The organism is Neisseria sp. P0021.S007 (genome assembly GCF_051956855.1).
This window is the reverse complement of the sequence record NZ_JBQCXA010000338.1, coordinates 1-804: the sequence shown is the minus strand read 5'-3', so window position 1 is coordinate 804 and position 804 is coordinate 1. Positions and strand designations below refer to the sequence as shown.

Annotated in this window: 1 protein-coding gene; it reads right to left on the bottom strand. The window is 51.1% G+C overall.

The window, feature by feature from the left end; genetic code table 11:
* Positions 1–804 (bottom strand): efflux RND transporter permease subunit (locus ACTHUR_RS13205; protein ID WP_440398975.1); only part of this gene is annotated, 804 nt, incomplete at both ends.

Below are 804 nucleotides of genomic sequence, written 5' to 3'. Positions count from 1 at the left end.
CCTTTGGCCTCTTCACGAGACTGACCGCCCCATTCCAGACTGTAACCGCCGCCCATGTCATCAACCATTTGCTGTACCGCAGCCATGGCTTGACCGGAAGACACGCCATTAACAGGCGAGCCGGAAAGCTCCATTGCAGGATAACCATTGAAGCGGACGCTTTGTTCCATACCGTTTACCCAAGAAACAGTAGCAATGGTAGAAAGCGGTACGGCAACACCGGATTTATTCGGCACGGTCAAGTTCAGAATATCGGCAGGCTGCATACGGGCACTCGCATCAGCTTGTACCATCACGCGTTGCAGACGGCCTTGATTCGGGAAGTCGTTTACATAAGACGAACCCAAAGAAGAAGCCAAAGCAGTACGGATATCAGAGAACGAAATACCTTGTGCGGCTGCGGCAGAGCGGTCGATGTCGATTTTCAACTGAGGCGCATCTTCCAAACCGCTCGCACGAACGGTACTTGGGTTAAACAAACCGCTTTTGCGCATTTTGTCAATCAGCTCATTGCGCTTGGCCAACAATGCAGCATGGCCGCTGTTGTTACGGTCTTGCAGGTAAATCGTCAAGCCGGAACCTGTACCCAATTCCATAATGGCTGGAGGCACAATCGCCAAACCGAAACCGTCTTTCAGCGTAGCCATCATCATACCGGTCAACTTACCGGAAATAGAAGTCGCATCGCTGCCCGGAGCAGTACGTTCGCTCCAATCTTTCAGAATGACAAAGCCCAAAGCCATGTTTTGACCGGAGCCTGAAAAACTGAAGCCGGAAACGGTAATAATGTTCTCAATTTCAGGT